This is a genomic window from Aeribacillus sp. FSL k6-2211 (assembly GCF_037966125.1).
Lineage (GTDB): Bacteria > Bacillota > Bacilli > Bacillales > Aeribacillaceae > Aeribacillus > Aeribacillus composti.
Genome location: NZ_CP150190.1, coordinates 2,920,388 through 2,935,907, shown reverse-complemented (window position 1 = coordinate 2,935,907; position 15,520 = coordinate 2,920,388). Strand labels below are relative to the sequence as shown.

Here is a 15,520-nt window from a genome sequence, read left to right as displayed (position 1 = left end):
ACGTTGAAAGAAAAAAAGGCAAAATATAAACAAATCATTGATGCAGCTATTGTCGTCATTGCGGAGAACGGCTATCATTCCGCTCAGGTTTCGAAAATTGCCAAACAGGCGGGCGTAGCAGATGGAACGATTTATTTGTATTTTAAAAACAAGGAGGATATTTTAATCTCCCTTTTTCGAGAAAGATTGATGAATCATATCGCTGAAGTGAAAAAAAGCATTGATGCAAAGCAGACTGCTGCAGAAAAATTGTTTGCGCTGATCGAAAAGCATTTTCAAATGCTAGTTCATGATCGGAATTTGGCAGTGGTTCTTCAATTGGAATTGCGGCAAGTAAACAAAGAATTGCGCCGGCGCATAAATGAAATTTTTAAAGAATATTTGAAAGTAATAGACGAAGTGATCGAATTCGGAAAAAAAACGGGAGAGTTTCGACAAGATTTGGATTTAAGGCTGGCAAGACAAATGATTTTTGGGACGATGGACGAAACGGCGACAACGTGGGTAATGAAAGATCAAAAATACGATCTCCTCACAATTGCAGAAAAAATTCCTGAGCTGTTAATCAACGGATTTAAAAGCAATCATTCATAAAAAGAGAATGATCAATTTTTAAAAAGGGGATGGGAAAGGTGAATATTTTTGTCCTTATGAAAAGAACTTTTGACACAGAAGAAAAAATTTTAATTGAAAATGGATCAATCTCCGAGGATGATGCAGAATTCATCATAAACCCTTATGATGAATATGCCATTGAAGAAGCGCTGCAGCTTAAGGAGGCTCATGGCGGAGAAGTAACTGTTGTTACAGTAGGATCAGAAGAAAGCGAAAAAGAGCTGAGAACGGCTCTTGCGATGGGATGCGATAAAGCTGTCTTAATAAATATTGAGGAAGATTTGGAAGATGGAGATCAATTTACAACAGCAAAAATTCTATATGAATTTTTGAAGGATAAAGAAGCGGACATTATATTAGCTGGAAACGTTGCCATTGACGGAGGATCTGGCCAAGTAGGCCCCCGTTTGGCGGAGCTTCTTGACATTCCGTATGTCACAACGATCACAAATATTGAAATAGATGGAAAAAACGTGAAAATTGTGAGAGATGTTGAAGGGGATTCGGAAATCATTGAAACAACACTCCCTCTTTTAGTAACTGCCCAACAAGGTTTAAACGAACCGAGATACCCGTCTTTGCCGGGAATTATGAAGGCAAAGAAAAAACCGCTTGAAGAGTTGGAGCTCGATGATTTAGATCTTGAAGAAGAAGATGTCATGCCGAAAACAAAAACGTTAGAAATTTATTTGCCGCCTAAAAAAGAAGCAGGAAAAATATTGCAAGGGGAACTGCAGGATCAAGTGAAGGAACTTGTTTCTTTATTGAGATCAGAAGCAAAAGTTATTTAGTGGAGACGAATATAGCAGGGGGATGAAAAAATGGCTCGAAAAGTGTTCGTATTGGGAGAAATAAGGGATCAATTTTTAAGGAACGTATCATTTGAAGCGCTTGCAGCCGGCAAGATAATATCCGAAGGCGGAGAGGTGGTCGCCGGATTAATTGGAGAGAACGTTAGAACGCTTGCAAATGACATGATTTATTATGGAGCGGATAGGGTTGTCATCGTGGAAGATGAAAAATTGAAATATTATAGTCCGGACGGGTATTCACAAGCTGTCATGGCGATCATTGACAGTGAAAAGCCTGACGCTATTATTTTCGGACATACGGCATTAGGCAAAGATTTATCTCCAAAAATAGCGGCTAAATTAAACGCAGGTCTTATTTCTGATGCTACCGCTGTAGAAATAGTGGGCGGTAACGTTGTTTTCACAAGACCGATCTATTCAGGAAAAGCTTTTGAGAAAAAAATCATTACGGATGGGATTATTTTTGCGACCGTTCGTCCGAACAATATTCCACCTCTCGAAAAAAATGAATCAAGGAGCGGAGAAGTTGCTTCCATATCGGTAGAAATAAAAGATCTGCGCACGATCGTGCGTGAGGTTGTCCAAAATGCAGCGGAAGGCGTTGACTTATCTGAAGCAAAGGTGATCGTTGCCGGAGGGAGAGGGGTAAAAAGTGCAGAAGGGTTTGAACCGCTAAAAGAATTGGCATCTGTGCTCGGAGGAGCAGTAGGGGCGTCACGCGGTGCCTGTGATGCAAACTATTGTGACTACTCGCTGCAAATCGGACAAACGGGAAAAGTCGTTACACCGGATTTATATATTGCCTGCGGAATTTCTGGAGCCATTCAGCATTTAGCGGGAATGTCGAATTCTAAAGTAATTGTTGCAATCAATAAAGATCCGGAAGCGAACATTTTCAACGTCGCAGACTACGGTATTGTCGGAGATTTATTTGAAGTTGTGCCAATGCTTACGGAAGAATTTAAAAAATTAAAAATCCATTCCTCTTAACGTGTCCTGAATGGACTCGTATTTTTTTGAACAAATCCATTCCTCCTAGTATAAGTGGAGACGGGTCACGACGTACATAAAATACAAAAAATATGAAAAAATAGTTGCAGATCAAAACATTCGCTTCAAGCGAAAGAACATGGTATACTTCACATAGAAAAAGTGAATTAGGAGGAATTAAGATGGCAATTGTAAACGTTACTGACCAGAATTTTTCCCAAGAAACAAGCGAGGGTGTAGTATTGGCAGATTTCTGGGCGCCTTGGTGCGGTCCATGTAAAATGATTGCCCCAGTCCTTGAAGAATTGGATCAAGAACTTGGTGACAAAGTAAAAATTGTTAAGCTTAACGTGGATGAAAATCAAGAAACTGCCGGTCAATACGGAGTCATGAGCATTCCGACGTTAATCGTCTTTAAAAATGGTGAAGCAGTGGATAAAGCGATCGGTTACCAGCCGAAAGAAGCTTTAGCGCAATTGCTTAACAAACATTTGTAATATAAAATATAAAAAGAGGCGCTCACGAAAGTTACCTTTTGGAGCGCCTTCTTGCTTTTAAATGAAAACGGCTGAATAAATCCAGCACAGATTAGAATAAGTTGGAGTGTTTTACCGATGTATGAGCATTTAAAAGAAAAACTTTCGCTTCTTCCGAATAAGCCTGGCTGTTATTTAATGAAGGACAAAAACGGAACCGTCATTTATGTTGGAAAGGCAAAAGTATTGAAAAACCGGGTTCGTTCCTACTTTACTGGATCACATGACGGAAAAACGTTAAGACTCGTTCAAGAAATTGCCGATTTTGAATATATCGTAACATCCTCGAATATTGAGGCGCTTCTATTAGAAATGAATTTAATTAAAAAACATGAACCGAAATACAATGTCAATCTAAAAGATGATAAAAGCTATCCGTATATTAAAATTACTTCCGAGCGCCATCCGCGGCTGATCGTCACACGAAAAGTAAAAAAAGATAAGGGAAAATACTTTGGACCGTATGCAAACGTCCAAGCTGCGAGAGAGACAAAAAAGCTGCTTGACCGCATGTATCCTTTGAGAAAATGCAATTCGCTTCCAGACCGGGTTTGCATCTATTATCATATGGGCCAGTGTCTTGCGCCTTGTGTTCACGAAGTTTCCGAAGAAACGAACAAACAAATGGTGGAAAGCATCATCCGTTTTTTAAATGGCGGATATAAGGAGATCAAAAAAGAATTAACAGAAAAAATGCTGAAATGTGCAGAAAATCTTGAATTTGAAAGGGCAAAAGAATATCGGGACCAAATCGCGCATATCGAAGCAACAATGGAAAAGCAAAAAATGGTTCTCAATGATTTTATTGATCGCGATGTATTTGCTTATTATTACGATAAAGGATGGATGTGCGTCCAAGTATTTTTTATCAGGCAAGGAAAACTGATAGAACGGGATGTGTCCATTTTCCCTCTGTACCAAGAGCCAGAGGAGGAATTTTTAACATTTATTGGTCAATTTTACGCAAAGAACGACCATTTTCTTCCGAAAGAAATAGTCATTCCGGAAGATGTCAATGAGGAAATGGTTCGAGCTTTAGTACAAGTACAGGTCAGCAAACCAAAGAAAGGAAAAAAGAAAGATCTCGTACAGCTAGCTTATCAAAATGCAAAAATTTCGTTAAAAGAGAAGTTTTCACTCATTGAACGAGATGAAGAAAGGACGATCAAAGCAATTGAAAATTTAGGAAAGCAGTTGAATATTCCTACACCACATCGGATTGAAGCTTTTGACAATTCCAATATTCAAGGCGCGGACGCTGTTTCGGCTATGGTTGTTTTCATAGATGGAAAACCTGCGAGAAAAGAGTATCGAAAGTTTAAAATAAAAACAGTCAGCGGGCCTGATGATTATGAATCGATGAGGGAAGTAATTCGCAGGCGATATACTAGAGTGCTGAAGGAGGAGCTGCCGTTGCCGGACCTTATTATTGTTGATGGAGGAAAAGGACAGGTACAAGCAGCTATGGATGTATTAGAAAACGAACTGGGACTTGACGTTCCTGTTGCCGGGCTTGTGAAAGATGACAAGCACAAAACGAGCGATTTGCTTCTCGGCAACCGGGAAGCTGCTGTTCAATTGTCAAGAAGCAGCCAAGAATTTTATTTGCTTCAGCGCATTCAAGATGAAGTGCACCGCTTTGCCATTACGTTTCATCGACAAGTCCGCCAAAAGAATACGTTTAAGTCTGTATTAGATGAAATCCCCGGCATAGGACCTAAGCGTAAAAAACAACTGTTAAAATCGTTCGGTTCCGTTGAAAATATTAAAAAGGCATCGCTTGAAGAGCTAAAACAGGCAGGAATGCCTGAAAAAACAGCACAAAACATTTTACAATATTTCAGCGAATAGCGATGTAATAAAACAAATAGGAGGAAGCTTTTAAATCCTCCTACTGCCCTTTCATTCTGTTAAATTTTATCTTTTTCATCCCATTTTACAATGAAAATAACTTTGTTTAAGCGTTTGTTTATCTGTTCATACGCTTCTGTGACGACACCGTTCATACATTCGATTTGCTGCGCGATAAATCCTGCTTCTAGTTGGAAGGATAAATCTTTGAAAAGCTTCATCCTTTTTTCGATCAATTGGCCTGTTAATTCAAATTCCATTTCGTTTTTTTTCTGTCGAATAATATGAAGATCGCCCCATCCGGCTGATGAAAAAAAAGATATAAGTTCTTCTAACGTAGATAATTGAATTTTTCGAGCTAGCTGTTTGCCTGCCCAATACAAAATGGAATGATGCTCTTTTCCTAGAAGTTCAGGAAGTAAATAGTCGCGAAGCAGCAAAACGCTAAAAGGATGTAAGGTTATTTCTTCTAATTCTTTTAATTGATCGTGATATGACAGCTCTTTCAATCGTTTCCCCTCTTTCTAGCGAACAATTATATTATATCAGCTTTCACATAAGATGAAAGAGTTTATAAAATCAATTTCGGATACGGGAAATATTCTATTTTCCGATCAGAAAAAATGATTTTACTGAATAATACTTTGTAGACGTTTTCTTGACGGTACTACTTTATGGGAGTACAATGAATTTGTCCTATTATTTTAAGATTTCGTCATATTTTGTCGGCGGATTTTTACATGCCAAGCAGGGGGAGCAGGAGATTTTAAGAAATCTTTTAATTTATTAAGATTAGGGGGTAAACGCATATGTCTGGTAACAGAGAATTTGCAAACCGCAGACTACATTCACTTTTAGGTGTTGTACCGATTGGCGTATTTTTAATTCAACACCTGACTGTCAACCATTTCGCCACAAGGGGCGAAGAAGCATTTAACAACGCAGCGCATTTTATGGAAAATTTACCATTCCGCTATTTTCTGGAAATTTTCGTTATTTTCCTTCCTCTGTTATACCACGCCATTTATGGGATTTATATTGCTTTCACAGCAAAAAGCAATGTAGGTCGCTTTGGCTATTTCCGCAATTGGATGTTCCTGCTTCAACGTGTAACTGGTATTATTACCCTTGTTTTTATTGCATGGCATGTATGGGAAACTCGTATTGCCGCGATGTTTGGGGCTGAAGTTAATTTTGATATGATGGAATCCATTTTAAGCAATCCTGTTAGTTTAGTGCTTTACATAGTAGGCGTTCTTTCAGCGATTTTCCATTTTTCCAACGGTCTATGGTCTTTTGCAGTCAGCTGGGGAATTACGGTTACTCCAAAATCTCAGCTAGTCTCAACTTATGTGACAATAGGTATTTTTGTGTTGCTTTCAATCGTAGGTCTTCGTGCCATTTTTGCGTTTGTCTAATCTAACTAAATTGCGTTCAAGGGAGTGGGCGAAAAAATGAGTAAAGGAAAATTAATTGTTGTCGGCGGCGGCTTGGCTGGCTTAATGGCAACTATAAAGGCTGCGGAAGCCGGGGTGTCTGTTGACTTATTCTCGTTAGTACCTGTAAAACGTTCCCATTCAGTATGTGCTCAAGGAGGGATCAACGGGGCGGTAAATACAAAAGGAGAAGGAGACTCTCCGTGGATCCATTTTGATGATACGATTTATGGCGGAGACTTTTTGGCTAACCAGCCACCGGTTAAAGCGATGTGTGAAGCAGCACCGGGAATTATTAACCTTTTAGATCGCATGGGTGTTATGTTTAACCGTACACCAGAAGGATTGTTGGATTTCCGTCGTTTTGGAGGAACACAGCATCACCGGACAGCGTTTGCCGGAGCAACAACTGGACAACAGCTTTTATATGCATTGGACGAGCAAGTTCGACGTCACGAAGTAGCAGGTCTTGTGACGAAATATGAAGGCTGGGAGTTTTTAGGAATCATACAAGATGATGAAGGACGCTGCCGCGGCATCGTTGCTCAAGATTTAAAATCAATGGAGATTCAAGCTTTCCGTTCGAATGCCGTAATAATGGCGACAGGAGGACCTGGAATTATCTTTGGTAAATCAACAAACTCTGTGATTAATACGGGATCGGCTGCTTCTATCGTTTATCAGCAAGGAGCTTATTATGCAAACGGGGAATTTATACAAATTCATCCGACAGCCATCCCTGGAGATGACAAGCTTCGATTAATGAGCGAGTCTGCACGCGGCGAAGGCGGAAGAATTTGGACATATAAAGACGGAAAACCATGGTATTTCCTTGAAGAAAAATATCCGGCATATGGAAACCTTGTTCCTCGTGATATTGCAACGAGAGAAATATTCCATGTATGTGTAGACTTGAAATTAGGCATTAATGGCGAAAACATGGTATATCTTGATCTTTCTCATAAAGATCCAAAAGAGCTTGATATTAAACTAGGCGGTATTATCGAAATTTATGAAAAATTCATGGGTGAAGATCCAAGAAAAGTGCCGATGAAAATTTTCCCTGCCGTCCATTATTCTATGGGAGGTCTATGGATCGATTACGATCAAATGACAAACATCCCTGGTTTGTTTGCAGCTGGTGAATGCGATTACTCTCAGCATGGTGCGAACCGGCTTGGAGCAAACTCATTGCTTTCTGCAATTTACGGTGGTATGGTTGCAGGACCAAAAGCTGTTGAATATATGAATGGATTGGAAAAATCAGCTGACGATTTACCATCCACATTATATGATGCACGCGTAAAAGAAGAACAAAGCAAATGGGACGAAATCCTGAAAATGGATGGAAACGAAAATGCTTACGTTCTTCATAAAGAGCTTGGTGAATGGATGACGGATAATGTTACAGTCGTGCGCTACAATGATAAACTTCTAAAAACAGATGAAAAAATTCAAGAGCTTATGGAACGTTGGGAAAGAATTAATATTAACGATACTGCGAAATGGAGCAACCAAGGCGCAAGCTTTACTCGCCAGTTGAGAAACATGCTTGTGTTGGCTCGGGTTATTACGCTTGGAGCTTATAACCGTAATGAAAGCCGAGGTGCTCACTATAAACCAGAATTTCCAGAACGAAATGATGAAGAGTGGCTCAAAACAACTATGGCAACGTTTGCCGGCCTGAAGGAAGCTCCTAAGTTCCACTATGAAGATGTTGATGTATCACTCATTAAGCCTCGTGTGCGTGACTATACGAAGAAACATTAAAAAAGCTGGGAGAAAAGGGGGAGTAAACAATGAGTGAAAAAACAGTGCGGTTTATTATCACCAGACAGGATCGACCAGACACAGAACCATATCAAGAAGAATTTGAAGTGCCATATCGTCCGAATATGAACGTTATTTCGGCCTTAATGGAAATTCGCCGTAACCCTGTTAATGCCAAAGGAGAAAAAACAACGCCAGTAACATGGGATATGAACTGTTTAGAGGAAGTATGCGGTGCTTGTTCAATGGTCATTAACGGGAAACCGCGTCAATCATGTACAGCGCTGATTGATCAGCTGGAACAGCCTATTCGTCTCGAGCCGATGCGCACATTCCCGGTTATTCGCGATCTTCAAGTAGACCGCAGCCGCATGTTCGACTCTTTGAAAAAAGTAAAAGCATGGATACCAATTGACGGTACGTATGACTTAGGACCAGGACCAAGAATGCCTGAGAAAAAACGCCAATGGGCATATGAGCTTTCAAAATGTATGACGTGCGGCGTATGTCTTGAAGCTTGTCCAAACGTAAACAGCAAATCGAACTTCATCGGTCCAGCGCCATTATCACAAGTGCGTTTGTTTAACGCTCATCCGACAGGCGCGATGCATAAATCAGAACGCTTGGAAGCCATCATGGGCGACGGCGGACTTGCGAACTGCGGAAATTCCCAAAACTGCGTTCAATCGTGTCCAAAAGGAATTCCGCTTACAACATCGATTGCGGCATTAAATAGAGAAACAACTGTCCATGCATTTCGTAAAATGTTCGGAAGCGACTATATTGACAGCTGATGTATATTGTGAAAAAGGAACACCTTGCTATGTCAAGGTGTTCCTAATTTTAGAAACGGTTGAATCTTTCTCGAACATTTCCTCCTTCAAACGAGTCCCTTTAACGTAAAAAAGCTTCTTTTCGCCTAAAATGCACCTTTCTTTTATGAATCTTGTCACGGTCATCTTTTTGCGATCATACTATATGGTGACAATTTTTAAATCCATCCTGTCGACTGGCTCTCATCTGCAAGGAGGGTTACAATACTTGAATGAGAAGGATTTTCAGCCAAAGCCGCTGCTAACAAAGAGAGAGAGAGAAGTATTTGAGTTATTAGTGCAAGATAAGACTACAAGAGAAATAGCCAGTGAACTTTTCATAAGCGAAAAGACGGTGCGGAACCATATTTCAAATGCTATGCAAAAATTAGGTGTGAAAGGGCGCTCACAAGCAGTCGTAGAACTTCTTCGTATGGGAGAACTAAAGCTTTAAACAGAAGAGGCAGCCTTAGTGGAACTTCGCCGTCGGCTGCCTTTTTTAGATTGATAAGGAAAGAGTTTGTTTTACTCTTTTTCTATGAATCATTGGCCTCTTAAAAAGGCTTGTGACTTTTTGAAAAAATTCGTCTTTCCACATTTTGGAAAAATACAGCTATGCTTGAAATTTTACATAAAAAAATGGAAAATAGATTTGATCTTATTTGTTAATCTTGAAAGAAAGGGTTCCCCGTTATGACGTACGTTTTCAATACTGTTGAAGAAATAGAAAAATCCCTCCGCTGCATAGCTGCGATTTTAAAAAAGAAGGGCCGTGATATTTTAAGCAACTACTCGATTACTCCTCCGCAATTTGACGCGCTTCTGTTATTGAATGAATCAGGAAACATGACAATTGGAGAACTTTCAAATAAAATGTATCTTGCATGCAGCACGATCACGGATTTAATGGATCGAATGGAAAAAAACAACCTTGTTAAAAGGGTGAAAGACGAAAAGGATCGTCGATTAGTCAGGATTCAATTGCTTGAAAATGGACAACGCGTTATCGAGGCTGCATTAGCGAAGCGGCAAGAATATTTAAGAGAAGTTTTGAAAAACTTCTCGGATCAAGAAATTGTTCAATTGGAAAAGCTATTAGCAAAATTGCAACAAGAAATGAAAGAATAGAGGCGATTTTTTGAATAGACCAATTGGAGTTATTGATTCAGGTGTTGGTGGATTAACTGTTGTTAAAGAGTTGATGAGGCAGCTTCCAAAAGAAGAATTAATTTATTTGGGTGATACCGCCCGATGTCCGTACGGCCCGAGGCCGAAAATGGAAATTCGACAATTTACATGGGAGCTGACCAACTATTTAATTTCAAACTTTCATATCAAAATGCTTGTCATTGCTTGTAATACTGCAACAGCAGTTGTATTAAAAGAAATTCAAGAACAACTTGATATCCCTGTGATTGGTGTAATTCAACCAGGGGCAAGAGCTGCCATAAATGCTACACGCTCAGGCCATATTGGTGTGATCGGAACAAAAGGAACTATATCGAGCGGCGCGTACGTTCGTGCGCTCAAAACGATTAATAGTTCCGTCATTGTGGAGAGTCTCGCTTGCCCTGAGTTTGTGCCGTTAGTAGAAAGCGGCGAATTTGAAGGTGAACGGGCGGAATATATTGTTGCAGAATCTTTACTTCCTTTTAAAGGAAAGAGAATTGATACGCTTATTTTAGGATGCACACATTATCCTCTATTACGGCCTTTAATTCAAAAATATATCGGGAAAGACGTAAAAATAATCACCTCGGGAGATGAAACAGCCCGGGAAGTGAGCGCTATTTTATCCTTTCATCATTGTTTAAACCAAGAGGATGGCAATAAAAACCACAAATTTTTAACTACTGGATCGAAACAAATGTTTCAAAAGATTGCTTCAAAATGGTTCGGTCATCACATTGATCATGTAGAAAGTATAACTTTAACGAAAACAGTTTGCTCTAAATGAGCAAGCTGTTTTTTTGTCCATTGAATTTTTGGTTGGAGCTGGTCTATTTTTTGTCAATGCTCGTATACATAGTAGTACAAACTGCCTTAGGAGGGATTGTTATGCCAAAAAACAGATGGGTGAATGTGACAGCAGCAGTTTTGGCTACTTTTGTTTTGCTTTCAGGGTGTTCTTCATTTGGAAGCAAGAGTTCAAAACAAGAAATAGATCCGCCGCAGGATATTACCTATTTGGAGGACGGGGATCAGCTTGATCAACAATTAGACTCAGCGAAATCAACGTCCGACAAAGAGGAATCCTCAAAGGAAACGGTGAAAAGAGTTCTGTATTTAATTGACAAAAACGGAATGGTCGTTCCACAAACATTGGAGCTGCCTAACACGAAGGAAGTAGCCAAACAAGCCGTTGAATATTTAGTGGCTGGAGGGCCCGTTTCAAACATTCTCCCGAACGGGTTCCGTGCGGTATTGCCGGAAGATACAGTTGTTAAAGGAGTAGATATTAAAGACGGAACGGCTATTGTAGATTTCTCAAATGAATTTACTAACTACAAGCCGGAAGATGAAGAAAAAATTTTGCAGGCAATTACATGGACATTAACCCAATTTAAAAATATTAATAAAGTAAAGCTCTGGGTGAACGGCCATGAACTGAAAGAAATGCCAGTAAACGGAACCCCAATCGGCGAAGGAACGACTAGAAAAGACGGCATCAATATTGATACGAGCGATGCTGTTGATATTACGGATACTCATCCTCTAACCGTGTATTATATTGGGGAAGAAGGGGATAACGTATATTATGTTCCCGTGACAAAGAGGATCAGCAATGAAGAAAAAGACGAAGTCGTAGCTGCTGTTAACGCATTAGTTGAAGGTCCAGACCGTTCAAGCGGATTATTAAGCGAGTTTCAGTCTGAAGTGAAGCTGATTGAAAAGCCAAAATATGAAGACGGTCAAGTCACTTTAAACTTCAACGAAGCGATTTATGGAAGCTATGATGAGGAGAAAAAGATCGTTTCCAATCATGTTATAAACTCCCTTGTGCTTACATTGACGGAGCAGGAAGGAATAGAAAAAGTAGCACTAAAAGTGAACGGCAAGCAAGACCTTGTGAATGAAGATGGAAAAAGTTTGTCAGAGCCAGTGTCAAGACCTGAAAATGTAAACACAGGTAGTTTTTAAACATCTATTTTTGATATACTATAAGAATGAGACTTTAGAGGCGAGCATGATAGCTGCCTCTTCTTTCATGTTTTCGTACATTGCAGTTGGTAGGAGGGAAAACAATGCGCCTTGATGGCAGAAATCAAGATGAGTTAAGAGAAGTCACAATAGTAACGGATTATTTGAAGCATCCGGAAGGGTCTGTTTTAATAACGGTTGGAGATACAAAAGTGATATGCAGCGCAAGTGTAGAAGACCGTGTCCCTCCTTTTATGAGAGGTGAAGGGAAAGGATGGATTACCGCAGAATATTCCATGCTTCCGCGTGCAACGGCTCAAAGAACGGTCCGGGAGGCATCAAAAGGAAAAATCTCCGGAAGGACAATGGAAATTCAACGGCTGATTGGAAGAAGCTTGCGTGCAGTGGTTGATTTGGAGAAACTGGGTGAAAGAACATTATGGATTGATTGCGATGTAATTCAAGCGGACGGGGGAACGAGAACGGCTTCCATAACAGGTTCTTATGTTGCAATAAATCTCGCTCTCGGTAAATTATTCAATGACGGTGTACTAGATACATATCCAGTAACAGATTTTTTAGCAGCTACGTCTGTAGGGATCGTTCCTGAACACGGAGTCATTTTAGATTTGAATTATGAAGAGGACTCAGCGGCAAAAGTTGATATGAATGTTGTTATGACATCAAGCCGCCATTTTGTTGAATTGCAGGGAACTGGAGAAGAATCCACGTTTTCAAAAGAAGAGCTGAACTTACTGTTGGAATATGCTGAAAAAGGAATTTTGGAACTAATCGAAAAACAAAAAGCAGCATTAGGGGAATGGACTGCAAAAATTATCAATAACAGGGATCAGCGGGAAGAGGGATGCTCATGAAAGAATTGGTGATCGCCACCAAAAACAAAGGGAAAATCGAAGAATTTCGCGCGATGTTAGAAAAAAAAGGAATACAGGTCAAGTCACTGTTGGATTATCCGAATTTGCCAGATGTTGAAGAAACCGGCCAAACTTTTTATGAAAATGCTGTTCTAAAAGCGGAGACAATCAGCCAATTGCTCCATAAACCCGTTGTTGCAGATGATTCCGGGCTTTCGATTGATGCTTTAAATGGCGAACCAGGGGTTTATTCGGCCCGATATGCAGGAAATGAAAAAGATGATCAAAAAAATATTCAAAAGGTTTTAAAAAAAATGGAAGGCGTTGAAAATCGAAAAGCAAGGTTCATATGTGTTTTGGCGTTTGCTGCTCCAGGACGTGAAACGATGACGGTGGAAGGTGTGTGTGAAGGACAAATTACAACTGAACCTTGCGGTGACAATGGCTTTGGATATGACCCTATTTTTCTTGTGGAAGGCAAAGAAAAAACGATGGCTCAACTCAAGCAGTTCGAAAAAAACGAAATCAGCCATCGTGCCAAAGCTTTAAAAAAACTAGAAAAATTAATAGGCGATTGGGGAGAGGCTAATCGTGAAAGTTTTAATCATTAGTGATAGCCACGGTCTTACGGATGAGCTTGTGGAAATTAAGAAAAGGCATATAAACGAAGTAGAAGCAATCATCCATTGCGGTGATTCAGAGCTGAATGATGGAGCGGAACAAATTCAAGATATGTTGATCGTGAAAGGAAATTGCGATTTCCTTGGAAACTTCCCGAATGAAATCATTGAAACAATCGGATCCTATCGCTTTTTTATCACCCATGGCCATTTATATTCTGTCAAAACGACTTTAATGAAATTAAAATATCGTGCAGAGGAAGCACAAGCAAACATTGTTTGTTTCGGCCATTCGCATATAGCCGGAGCAGAGCTTGTAGACGGGAAATTGTTTATCAATCCAGGAAGTATTTTCCTTCCGAGGATGAGAAATGAAAAAACTTATGCTATACTAGAATTGATGAATGGCCAAGCAATTGTAGATTTTTACAATCTTCATGGAGAGAAAATTTCAAACTTGTCCACTAAATTCCAATTTGCTTAACCACTCTTCCTTGAGGGAGAATTTTTCTCCCTCAAAAAATTTTTTTAAAAAAGTAGTTGACATACTTTTAGCATGAAATTATAATAAACATTGTCTTTCGAAAAAATAATAAAAAATTATCCAATGTCCCAGTAGCTCAGCTGGATAGAGCAGCGGCCTTCTAAGCCGTCGGTCGGGAGTTCGAATCTCTCCTGGGACGCCATTTTTATAACGATAAAGCCCATCAAATCAACCTTTTAAAGCGCTTAGTGAAGCGGTCAAGAATTCGATCGCTTTTTAAAAGTGGAGCGTTTTAGAAGGTTGATTTTTATTATGACGAAGAAAAAAGATGTTATAATGTTATTAAGAAAAATTATAGTTTGAATGTTGTGCCTCTTGTTCATGAAAAAAGATAACGAGGTAAAAGATAAAATGGAACCTAGAATAACGTATGACAATGAAGCTAAATTAGCCTATTTATATATTTTCCCTGCAGATTTTCCATATGATATTGAATGTACCGAGGAATTAGAAGTTAATGAATTTTTAGTGCTTGATATTGATCATCATGAAAGGATTGTGGGGATTGAATTTTTTTGGACCTGCAGCCCATCAATTATCTAAATTAGCTGGGGCAGAGAAAATATATAAGAAAAATGGTAATACCTTTTCGTTTCGTCTGTCAGAACAAGAAGTAAAAAATAAATTCCAATATAAAGGAATTAATTTTTGCTTTTCTGATAAAGAGTTTGAACATTTTATCGGGTTTGATATTGTAGATCTTAATAAATACAATGAACATGCTTTAGAACAATTAGTAATTTAAAAAAATAATTAATACAGTTTATTAGACAGAGTAAGGATTTAGCTTGCTCTGCTTTTTATCGTTTCAATGTTTAAAAATTTATTGCTGCAGGCCTATGGTTTCTATGCATTAAAAGACTAGCATGTGTATAAGCGAAATCCGTGGATGCAAATCCAATTCTAAGCTCCATTTAAAAAGATTTGAGGCTTTTCACTGAGGAGGAGTTCACATCTAATAAGTGACGCCCAAAACAGCAATGTCATTATTTCCTAAGTTATTGCAGTTTTATTTGCTTTTGTATTTTCTTCGGCAATTTTTGAAAAACAAGTTCGTAGGAACGAAAAATCAGGTTTTCCAAAATTTCCTCCGGGATGTTCGTGTTAAAATATATTGAGATCCAATGATTTTTGTTCATATAGTAGCCTGGAATGACGCCATCGTAATTTTCTCTTAATTGTTCAGAATGATGCGGATCACATTTTAACGTGATGATTGGCTTTCCTTCAGAATCACATCCTATAATCGCAAATATTTTGCCTCCCACTTTATATCGGTCTGCTTCCCAATCAATTTGGTAATCATGAACAGAACCGGGAAGTTTGAGACAGAAAGATTCAAGCTTTTGTTTGTTCATCATATAATCTCCTCCACCATATATTGTTCCAAATATTTTTTATACAACATACTTTGTCTTTTTTCCTTCTTCCGAAATTGCTCGTTTCAAGTGAAGGGCTTTTATTTAAAATCGAATAACGTTCAAGGTTTTAGAACATACATATGCTGCATTACTGTTT

The 15,520-nt window shown here is 39.1% G+C and carries 17 protein-coding genes, 1 tRNA gene and 1 pseudogene; 17 read left to right on the top strand and 2 right to left on the bottom strand.

Features of this window, described 5'->3' with window-relative positions:
- Window positions 1–3: 3 nt before the first annotated feature.
- From NSU19_RS14195 to uvrC, 5 genes are all read left to right on the top strand, one after another.
- Window positions 4–594, top strand: a complete 591-nt coding sequence (locus tag NSU19_RS14195; protein WP_339197000.1) for a TetR/AcrR family transcriptional regulator — start codon at window positions 4–6, stop codon at window positions 592–594.
- A gap of 38 nt (window positions 595–632) precedes the next feature.
- Complete coding sequence (locus NSU19_RS14190) at window positions 633–1,406, top strand: electron transfer flavoprotein subunit beta/FixA family protein (RefSeq protein ID WP_063387438.1); 774 nt, start codon at window positions 633–635, stop codon at window positions 1,404–1,406.
- Between the two features lie 30 nt (window positions 1,407–1,436).
- On the top strand, window positions 1,437–2,417 hold the full coding sequence (locus NSU19_RS14185; RefSeq protein WP_063387439.1) for an electron transfer flavoprotein subunit alpha/FixB family protein: 981 nt from the start codon (window positions 1,437–1,439) through the stop codon (window positions 2,415–2,417).
- Window positions 2,418–2,599: 182 nt separating this feature from the next.
- Window positions 2,600–2,914, top strand: coding sequence for a thioredoxin (gene trxA, locus NSU19_RS14180; protein ID WP_063387440.1), 315 nt, complete (start codon window positions 2,600–2,602; stop codon window positions 2,912–2,914).
- 117 nt (window positions 2,915–3,031) lie between these two features.
- Entirely contained in the window at window positions 3,032–4,804 is a 1,773-nt protein-coding gene (gene uvrC / locus NSU19_RS14175) for an excinuclease ABC subunit UvrC (RefSeq protein ID WP_094246311.1), read from the top strand.
- 59 nt (window positions 4,805–4,863) lie between these two features.
- On the opposite strand, the gene NSU19_RS14170 is transcribed toward uvrC, so the two are convergent.
- Window positions 4,864–5,313 (bottom strand): YslB family protein, encoded by a 450-nt coding sequence (locus tag NSU19_RS14170; protein ID WP_232515579.1) that lies wholly within the window; start codon window positions 5,311–5,313, stop codon window positions 4,864–4,866.
- A 300-nt stretch (window positions 5,314–5,613) separates the two neighbouring features.
- Here NSU19_RS14170 and NSU19_RS14165 point away from each other — a divergent pair, with 300 nt between their 5' ends.
- The 12 genes and pseudogenes from NSU19_RS14165 (at window position 5,614) to NSU19_RS14110 (ending at window position 14,747) form a co-directional block, all read left to right on the top strand.
- On the top strand, window positions 5,614–6,222 hold the full coding sequence (locus NSU19_RS14165; protein WP_339196997.1) for a succinate dehydrogenase cytochrome b558 subunit: 609 nt from the start codon (window positions 5,614–5,616) through the stop codon (window positions 6,220–6,222).
- 36 nt (window positions 6,223–6,258) lie between these two features.
- The gene (gene sdhA / locus NSU19_RS14160; RefSeq protein ID WP_066247775.1) at window positions 6,259–8,010 is read left to right on the top strand and encodes a succinate dehydrogenase flavoprotein subunit; all 1,752 of its coding nucleotides are present in this window, start codon (window positions 6,259–6,261) and stop codon (window positions 8,008–8,010) included.
- A 29-nt stretch (window positions 8,011–8,039) separates the two neighbouring features.
- A complete protein-coding gene (sdhB, locus tag NSU19_RS14155; RefSeq protein WP_339196994.1) occupies window positions 8,040–8,804 on the top strand; it encodes a succinate dehydrogenase iron-sulfur subunit in 765 nt (254 codons plus the stop codon).
- 247 nt (window positions 8,805–9,051) lie between these two features.
- Window positions 9,052–9,276 carry a response regulator transcription factor gene (locus tag NSU19_RS14150; RefSeq protein WP_063387446.1) on the top strand — a complete coding sequence of 75 codons (225 nt, stop codon included), beginning with the start codon at window positions 9,052–9,054 and terminating at the stop codon, window positions 9,274–9,276.
- 239 nt (window positions 9,277–9,515) lie between these two features.
- Window positions 9,516–9,950 carry a MarR family transcriptional regulator gene (locus NSU19_RS14145; protein ID WP_339193195.1) on the top strand — a complete coding sequence of 145 codons (435 nt, stop codon included), beginning with the start codon at window positions 9,516–9,518 and terminating at the stop codon, window positions 9,948–9,950.
- A 10-nt stretch (window positions 9,951–9,960) separates the two neighbouring features.
- Window positions 9,961–10,779, top strand: coding sequence for a glutamate racemase (gene racE / locus NSU19_RS14140; RefSeq protein ID WP_339196991.1), 819 nt, complete (start codon window positions 9,961–9,963; stop codon window positions 10,777–10,779).
- A gap of 101 nt (window positions 10,780–10,880) precedes the next feature.
- Window positions 10,881–11,963 (top strand): GerMN domain-containing protein, encoded by a 1,083-nt coding sequence (locus NSU19_RS14135; protein ID WP_144597666.1) that lies wholly within the window; start codon window positions 10,881–10,883, stop codon window positions 11,961–11,963.
- A 104-nt stretch (window positions 11,964–12,067) separates the two neighbouring features.
- The gene (gene rph, locus NSU19_RS14130) at window positions 12,068–12,838 is read left to right on the top strand and encodes a ribonuclease PH (RefSeq protein WP_063387450.1); all 771 of its coding nucleotides are present in this window, start codon (window positions 12,068–12,070) and stop codon (window positions 12,836–12,838) included.
- The gene (locus NSU19_RS14125; RefSeq protein ID WP_339196988.1) at window positions 12,835–13,449 is read left to right on the top strand and encodes an XTP/dITP diphosphatase; all 615 of its coding nucleotides are present in this window, start codon (window positions 12,835–12,837) and stop codon (window positions 13,447–13,449) included. Before rph ends, NSU19_RS14125 begins: the two co-directional genes overlap by 4 nt.
- On the top strand, window positions 13,430–13,942 hold the full coding sequence (locus NSU19_RS14120) for a metallophosphoesterase (RefSeq protein ID WP_339196985.1): 513 nt from the start codon (window positions 13,430–13,432) through the stop codon (window positions 13,940–13,942). The genes NSU19_RS14125 and NSU19_RS14120 overlap by 20 nt, the downstream gene beginning before the upstream one ends.
- Window positions 13,943–14,067: 125 nt before the next feature.
- Window positions 14,068–14,144, top strand: a tRNA-Arg gene (locus tag NSU19_RS14115).
- 209 nt (window positions 14,145–14,353) lie between these two features.
- A pseudogene (locus NSU19_RS14110) lies at window positions 14,354–14,747 on the top strand (DUF2283 domain-containing protein).
- Window positions 14,748–15,000: 253 nt separating this feature from the next.
- Here NSU19_RS14110 and NSU19_RS14105 read toward each other — a convergent pair.
- Window positions 15,001–15,360 (bottom strand): MmcQ/YjbR family DNA-binding protein, encoded by a 360-nt coding sequence (locus NSU19_RS14105; RefSeq protein WP_063387491.1) that lies wholly within the window; start codon window positions 15,358–15,360, stop codon window positions 15,001–15,003.
- Window positions 15,361–15,520: the final 160 nt, after the last annotated feature.

What these genes read in the sequence shown, in the direction of transcription:
- NSU19_RS14185 (WP_063387439.1), top strand. Translation starts at nt 1,437, where the DNA reads ATGGCTCGAAAAGTGTTCGTATTGGGAGAAATAAGGGATCAATTTTTA.
- trxA (WP_063387440.1), top strand. Translation starts at nt 2,600, where the DNA reads ATGGCAATTGTAAACGTTACTGACCAGAATTTTTCCCAAGAAACAAGC.
- uvrC (WP_094246311.1), top strand. Translation starts at nt 3,032, where the DNA reads ATGTATGAGCATTTAAAAGAAAAACTTTCGCTTCTTCCGAATAAGCCT.
- NSU19_RS14165 (WP_339196997.1), top strand. Translation starts at nt 5,614, where the DNA reads ATGTCTGGTAACAGAGAATTTGCAAACCGCAGACTACATTCACTTTTA.
- sdhA (WP_066247775.1), top strand. Translation starts at nt 6,259, where the DNA reads ATGAGTAAAGGAAAATTAATTGTTGTCGGCGGCGGCTTGGCTGGCTTA.
- sdhB (WP_339196994.1), top strand. Translation starts at nt 8,040, where the DNA reads ATGAGTGAAAAAACAGTGCGGTTTATTATCACCAGACAGGATCGACCA.
- NSU19_RS14145 (WP_339193195.1), top strand. Translation starts at nt 9,516, where the DNA reads ATGACGTACGTTTTCAATACTGTTGAAGAAATAGAAAAATCCCTCCGC.
- NSU19_RS14135 (WP_144597666.1), top strand. Translation starts at nt 10,881, where the DNA reads ATGCCAAAAAACAGATGGGTGAATGTGACAGCAGCAGTTTTGGCTACT.
- rph (WP_063387450.1), top strand. Translation starts at nt 12,068, where the DNA reads ATGCGCCTTGATGGCAGAAATCAAGATGAGTTAAGAGAAGTCACAATA.
- NSU19_RS14125 (WP_339196988.1), top strand. Translation starts at nt 12,835, where the DNA reads ATGAAAGAATTGGTGATCGCCACCAAAAACAAAGGGAAAATCGAAGAA.
- NSU19_RS14105 (WP_063387491.1), bottom strand. Translation starts at nt 15,360, where the DNA reads ATGAACAAACAAAAGCTTGAATCTTTCTGTCTCAAACTTCCCGGTTCT.